General features: G+C 44.9%; 6 protein-coding genes and 1 pseudogene. 2 read left to right on the top strand and 5 right to left on the bottom strand.

Features of this window, described 5'->3' with window-relative positions; all coding sequences use genetic code 11:
• Nucleotides 1-63: 63 nt before the first annotated feature.
• Entirely contained in the window at nucleotides 64-1,434 is a 1,371-nt protein-coding gene (locus ACLFWI_RS25585; protein ID WP_446415256.1) for a DUF3370 domain-containing protein, read from the bottom strand.
• A 367-nt stretch (nucleotides 1,435-1,801) separates the two neighbouring features.
• Between ACLFWI_RS25585 and ACLFWI_RS25580 the strand changes: the two are divergent.
• Nucleotides 1,802-2,041 (top strand): annotated as a pseudogene (locus ACLFWI_RS25580) (DNA adenine methylase); the annotation flags it as partial.
• Between the two features lie 405 nt (nucleotides 2,042-2,446).
• Here ACLFWI_RS25580 and ACLFWI_RS25575 read toward each other — a convergent pair.
• From ACLFWI_RS25575 to pedR, 3 genes are all read right to left on the bottom strand, one after another.
• The gene (locus tag ACLFWI_RS25575) at nucleotides 2,447-3,379 is read right to left on the bottom strand and encodes a M28 family peptidase (RefSeq protein ID WP_446415257.1); all 933 of its coding nucleotides are present in this window, start codon (nucleotides 3,377-3,379) and stop codon (nucleotides 2,447-2,449) included.
• Complete coding sequence (locus ACLFWI_RS25570) at nucleotides 3,345-3,506, bottom strand: hypothetical protein (RefSeq protein WP_446415258.1); 162 nt, start codon at nucleotides 3,504-3,506, stop codon at nucleotides 3,345-3,347. The genes ACLFWI_RS25575 and ACLFWI_RS25570 overlap by 35 nt, the downstream gene beginning before the upstream one ends.
• 230 nt (nucleotides 3,507-3,736) lie before the next feature.
• Entirely contained in the window at nucleotides 3,737-4,021 is a 285-nt protein-coding gene (pedR, locus tag ACLFWI_RS25565; protein ID WP_446391314.1) for a photosynthetic electron transport-dependent transcriptional regulator PedR, read from the bottom strand.
• Nucleotides 4,022-4,176: 155 nt separating this feature from the next.
• On the opposite strand from pedR, the gene ACLFWI_RS25560 reads away from it, so the two are divergent.
• Nucleotides 4,177-5,151, top strand: a complete 975-nt coding sequence (locus tag ACLFWI_RS25560; RefSeq protein WP_446415255.1) for a carbohydrate kinase family protein — start codon at nucleotides 4,177-4,179, stop codon at nucleotides 5,149-5,151.
• Nucleotides 5,152-5,175: 24 nt separating this feature from the next.
• On the opposite strand, the gene ACLFWI_RS25555 is transcribed toward ACLFWI_RS25560, so the two are convergent.
• On the bottom strand, nucleotides 5,176-5,670 hold the full coding sequence (locus ACLFWI_RS25555) for a hypothetical protein (RefSeq protein ID WP_446415254.1): 495 nt from the start codon (nucleotides 5,668-5,670) through the stop codon (nucleotides 5,176-5,178).
• Nucleotides 5,671-5,936 lie beyond the last annotated feature (266 nt).

Here is a 5,936-nt window from a genome sequence, read left to right as displayed (position 1 = left end):
TCTTGAAGAAGTCGGGGATCTGTCTGTGTACCTCACTTACTTGAAAAGCGCTGTAAGACAACTTTAATTGTCCCCACCGACTGAATCACGCAACGTTTCTACTGTCAAAACTTGCGGTGGCGTTGCATCTGGTGGATACAAAAAATCAAATTGCACTAATCTTTGACTTGATGGTGGCATATTCAAGGTTACTAAGGGTTCCCCTTCTTGTCCTCGCTGTTGGACTAAATGCCAATACCCGGTTCGAGGTAATCCGGCATCATCGTTATACCGTAGTCGCACCGTTCCTCGGAAAAAGACTTGGTTTGCTGGAGGTTCAAGAAAGCGTAATCCCTGCTGAATTTGCTCTTGTTTTAGAGGTGTTTGTAGGGATATTGTTACCGTTTGTGTGTCCCTTGTTGGATTTAATAAGGGTAAGGTTAAACTATATTGCACGCCATAATTACCATGGGCAAAATAGGCAGTATCAGGATAACGTACCAGCATCCTCGCACTCTGGCTTTGATCAGTACCTAAACGTCCACCAGCTAAGGTACTCAATCCGTAAGAAAAGGCTTCTCCCGGTTCAGGAATCGTCAAAACTTGGGAGGTGGGATTATCGGTTAACTGAGTTTGCCACTGTGAACCTTGAGCCACACCTGCAACCCGACCATAGATAATATTACCCGTGGTTGAGTCTGGTGGAGTAGGGGCGCGATCGCGTGGTCTAGCTAATTCCCCTGTATCCAATAACTGCTGCCATTCTACCAGGGTGGGGGCGCGTTCATTTCCCGCCTCATCGGTGGGTGCATAACGGGCGAGACTCGCCAGGTATACTTGTCCATCACTGCGTAACCGCATTAACGTGGAACGCCCATTAATCGGTGGTTCTAATAATTTAACCGGAATTGGTAAATTGAGTAACAGGCGGCTTTCTTGAGGCGGAATCACCACTTGCGGCGGAAAGTCGGCTTGGCGATAGCCTCTTAAAATATCACTCATCACTCGACTACCGGGACCTGCATATACTGTACCTTGGGGATTCTCAACTTGAGAGGGTAACTGGATAAACGGTGCATCAGGTTGACTTAAGTAACTAGCCGCTTGCAAAATATCAACCGTGACCGATTCTTCACCCGGATTATGCACAAGTATTCCCAAATAAAGCGTCCGTAAATTATCCGGGGTTGGTGCTTTAGCAACATGATGGGCAAAGATATCAAAACGCCCCTGAAAGGGAAAGTTTAAGTGGGCGCTAGGAGTGGCTTTGTTGTTTCCAGGAAACGTCGAGAGTAAAATCCCCTCGGTTTGCACAAGTTCCGGACTATTGCTATTGAAAACCGGAACTTGATCCAGTTGTCCCGGTAACGGAAGCACGTCTTGCGGCTGTACAATCTCCACTGGGGGTGTAGGGGTAGCTTGGGCGAGGGGAAAAATGGGTAAAAATGCAAACATGTAAGGATCAAGGTTTAAGATTGAGGAAATGGGGAACAAAGAAAATAAGTTTACCTCATTACTTTGAGAATCGCCATATAGCCGACTATAGCGCTTGGCGATCAATACAGATTCATCAGCATGTAGGGGCGACCCGCTGCATAAATGGACAATTCCAATCCGCTCAATTGGATCGGGTCGCCCTCCCTCAAACCTTGACAAAACTGTTTACTGGAAGTACAAAAATTTGGTACAAGTTTGCTTTCATTATTTAGCAATTTGGTATACAATGGGGCAGGTTTAATTATTGTATAATATTTATAGGCTATCTCTATAGTTAATGAAAAATTCCATGCAAGCCAGACCATTTTTAAAATGGGCAGGTGGGAAACGAAAGCAATATTTCTATCAAATCCGCTCTCAATTCAACCTACAGCGTCAACAAATAGACTTCCATACCTATTACCCAGACTGGGTTGAGAGAACCGCTCAGCTAATTTTTCTCAACCGCACCTGTTTTAATGGATTGTTCCGAGTTAACTCCAAAGGAGAATTTAATGTTCCAATCGGTCGATATAAAAATCCAAAAATTTGTCAGGCAGATAACCTGAGAGCGGTGGCTCAAATAACGTAATATTAATAGTAAGGCAATGCAGCGAGGACAGATTAATGAATTGTTGATTATGAACTACTGAGTTTTGACAAATAGAGATTCATTGTAGAATATATATAATTGTAGAAGTATTGTTGTTGTCCAGTAATGGGGGTGCTGAAACATGAACACCCACGCAATCACCCAACTTTCTCTCATTGTCCTGAGTCTTGCTACTGCGATCGCGCCAGCCAAATCCAGTAGCCAAGGTTTCCAGCCTCAAGCTAGGGTCCAAATGAAGTTGCTGATGCGATTTTCTATGCCCGTCATCCTGAACTTAATCAACGCAAGATTCGTCCGGGGGAAACGAATCTAGCCAGAGAATGGAATGCCATTCAGAACCGTCTTCCTGAGTTTGTCTGCTATAATCCCTAAATTTTGTTATCTAACTTTATTTCCGGCTAACTCAGCAATAACTTGCTCCAATCCTGCAACAACTCGCGCTAATCGTTCATAGTCCACTTTATCAGGTGTATCTTCGTCAGTATGATAGTATGGATAGCGAAAAGGCGCTGTATCCGTAACCATTACACCGGGATACCCCTGCTGCCAAAATGCCCACTGATCTGACCAACCCACACCCGGAATCATCGGGGGTAACGTCGCACCTTCAGAGGGGAATTTTGCATGGCGGCGGAAGGATTCAACGACGTTGTGAACGAGTTTTCTTGACCCTAAATTACCGATAAACCCGATATAATTTCCTTGTAAGGGATAAATCTGGTCTAAGGGAAACGGATATTGCTGAGAACCAATCTTATCGGAATAATAGCCCATCGTTTCCAAACTCAGCATCGCCACAATATTGTCCTTGCGATCGCGGCATTGTTTAGCATAGACTAGACTTCCCATATCATCTGTCTGGAAAAATGGCGGTTCCTCATTCACAAACTCCACAAACCGCAGCGTTCTAGCTGGCTGTTTTCCGGCAAATAAACGCGCTAATTCTAAGGTTGCGGCTGCGCCCGTACCGTTATCATTCGCCGCCGGACTGGTATAAACTGAATCATAGTGACCGCCAACGACAACGATTTCCTGGGGTTTTTCAGTGCCAATAATTTCAACTTCAAGATTGTAATACGTTTGATTATCAATCTCGTATCCCTGTCGCTTGACTTTATAGCCGACTTGTGATATTTCTCGTTCCAAAAAATCCGTCGCTGCGATTAAACCGTCATAGTACAAATAGTTGCGTCGCCCAATTTCACTCGCCAGTTTTTCCACATCTTGCTGAAGCGCATTTTGCAATGTGACTTCCTTCTGGGTCAGGGGTGGGAGTTCACCGTGATAACTTTCTCCAGGCATTCGGATCATCAGGAACCATGCGCCAAGTAGGACTATTACAAGGATTAGACTCAGTATAGCGAGTCGGATGACTCCGGAGCGATTTAGGAGGGGAATTTTCCACCACGGTTTGCTCGATAGTTGAGTCATTGGTCAAAACACTGATTTCACGGATTTATTGTCCAGATGGGGGTAGGGAGGTGAGAGCTTATTCACACACGGATTACACAGAAAATTTCCTTATGATATCAGAAGTGGTTAGAGACTGGATTAAAGGCATAAAAAAGCCGTCCTAGAAGGTGTTCCTGAGCCTGTCGAAGGACGGGGAGCCTGATCCCTAATTTCCGGTCATTGGTCATTTGTCATTATCTCCCCCATCTCTCTTTTCTAGGAAACCACCTCATCATTATTATTGGGCTTGGGAGGTAACGTACAACAGTTAATATCATTCAAACAAACTTTACCCCACTGCAATGCCCAACGCACCAGTGCGACTCGATTATCGGTATGGGTCTTCTGCAAAATGTTACTAATGTGATTATCGACCGTGCGCTTACTGATTTCCAAGTCCTGGGCAATCTCCTGATTGGTTAAACCAGCGGCGACCAGGTCTACAATTTGTAATTCCCGGTCTGAGAGAGAAACTGACTTATCTGACTTGCCACCAGCCATAGGTATTTTGCCCTTGGTAAATCTACTTATGCCTTTTTAATTCTAACGAACTATGGGATACCTACACGCCATAACTAATCCTGGTTTGAGAGATTCTTTTTAACCAAAGGTAAAGGCTCTGGTAGTCTGAGGGAAAAGTTGAGGTGTATATTGCCGTGACTAATCCTCGTGTTCTCTGCCTCGGTGAAATTTTATTCGATCGCCTAGCTAATCAGGTGGGGCGATCCCTGGAACAAGTCGAATCCTGGACGCCTTATCCTGGGGGAGCGCCAGCGAATGTGGCTTGTGCGTTGGTTAAGTTGGGAACCCCGGCGGCGTTTATCGGAGCTGTGGGAGTCGATGAGCCAGGAAACCAGCTTGTCCAATTATTAGAGGATGTGGGTGTGGATAGTAGTGGTGTCCAGCGTCATCCTACCGCACCAACCCGACAGGTTTACGTCCTGCGGTCAGAAAAGGGCGATCGCGAATTTGCTGGGTTTGGTGATTTCGACACCTGCCAATTTGCCGACGCTTTCCTTGATGCGTCTAAGTTACCCGAATCCTTATTTGAGGGGGCTGATTATTTAGTTTTGGGTACCCTGGAGTTAGCCTATCCCCAAACCCGACAAGCGATTTACCAAGCCTTAGATCTCGCTGATCGCTATGATGTCAAAGTATTGGTGGATATTAATTGGCGTCCCATGTTTTGGTCAGATCCCAGTCAGGCAAAACCACTGATTGAAGAATTTGTCAAGCAAATCGATTTTCTCAAAATCGCCAAAGAGGAAGCCGAATTATTCTTTGATACCTCAGATGCAGGGGCGATTACCCATCGTCTGGATTCAGTGGAAGGGGTTTTGGTGACAAATGGAGATCAAGACACAACCTACTGTCTCGGTGAACAGGAGGGCATCTTCTCACCCTTTACCCTGAATGTGCAAGATACCACAGGGGCGGGTGATGGTTTTGTCGCGGGTTTTGTTCACCAACTTTGTCAGAATGGGCTGAAATGTCTAGCGACGCCAGAGTCAGCACGAGATGTGGTCAAATACGCCAGTGCTGTGGGTGGATTAACTACACTCAAACCCGGTGCGATCGCGGCTCAACCAACCCGACGCGAGGTGGAAGCGTTTCTTAAGGACAACTGTTAATTAGATGTAACGGTTTCCCTCAGATCAACCTTGCTGTTGCGATCGCTTTGTCTGATTCACCTGATTTTCTTGCGATCGCTTCTTGCGTTCTGCATATTCATGAAAGTTCACGATTTGAGGATCACCGCCGGGTATATCATCATTAGAGTTTGGTTGGGAAACCTCCGGTGGAACGGTTTGATCAATCATCGTAAAGTGCTGAATTGGAGGCATTTCAACTTTATGATACGTCACCCCACGAAATCGAAATGTTTTCACCGATGATGGCTGAGGTTGTCCTAGCTGAACCCCTTGATTTCGGGTAACACCGTTACCGGAATTGGTAAAACTCTGTTGAGTTATCGTGGTCAGCTTTCCGTTAACCATGGTTATTTTTTTCTGTTGTAATAATTCTTTCAATGTGTCCCAATTTTCCTGAGGATGCTGTTTTAGCCAAGCGTCCACCGCTTTCATTGCTGAGACAGGAGGAAGACTAAATTGCATCAAAAGAATGGCGAAAACTTTTCCTTCAGTTGTCATTTTTTTAAGGAGGTAAGGAAGCAATTGATTGAGACAGCAGATACACTTTATCGGAGTGATATAGCTCTGGAAAAAGAAAATTCTGATCCTAATTTTCCATTTTGTTAAGAAAGTTATCTATAATTGTCTTCGGCATCTGGATGCAACTGCCTCAGCCATTTCTCGTAACTTTTTTCAGCTATTTGGCGGATTGACAAATTGTCATTTGTTGATTGTTGATTGTTGATTGTTGATTGTTCATGGTTCATTGTTGATTGTTGATTGTT

Source organism: Coleofasciculus sp. (genome assembly GCF_046539235.1).
Lineage (GTDB): Bacteria > Cyanobacteriota > Cyanobacteriia > Cyanobacteriales > Coleofasciculaceae > Coleofasciculus.
Note: the sequence above shows the minus strand (reverse complement) of the source record. Positions and strands in the feature narration are given on the sequence as shown.

Coding starts and splice junctions, on each gene's coding strand:
- ACLFWI_RS25585 (WP_446415256.1), bottom strand. CDS start 1,434: ATGTTTGCATTTTTACCCATTTTTCCCCTCGCCCAAGCTACCCCTACA.
- ACLFWI_RS25575 (WP_446415257.1), bottom strand. CDS start 3,379: ATGATCCGAATGCCTGGAGAAAGTTATCACGGTGAACTCCCACCCCTG.
- pedR (WP_446391314.1), bottom strand. CDS start 4,021: ATGGCTGGTGGCAAGTCAGATAAGTCAGTTTCTCTCTCAGACCGGGAA.
- ACLFWI_RS25555 (WP_446415254.1), bottom strand. CDS start 5,670: ATGACAACTGAAGGAAAAGTTTTCGCCATTCTTTTGATGCAATTTAGT.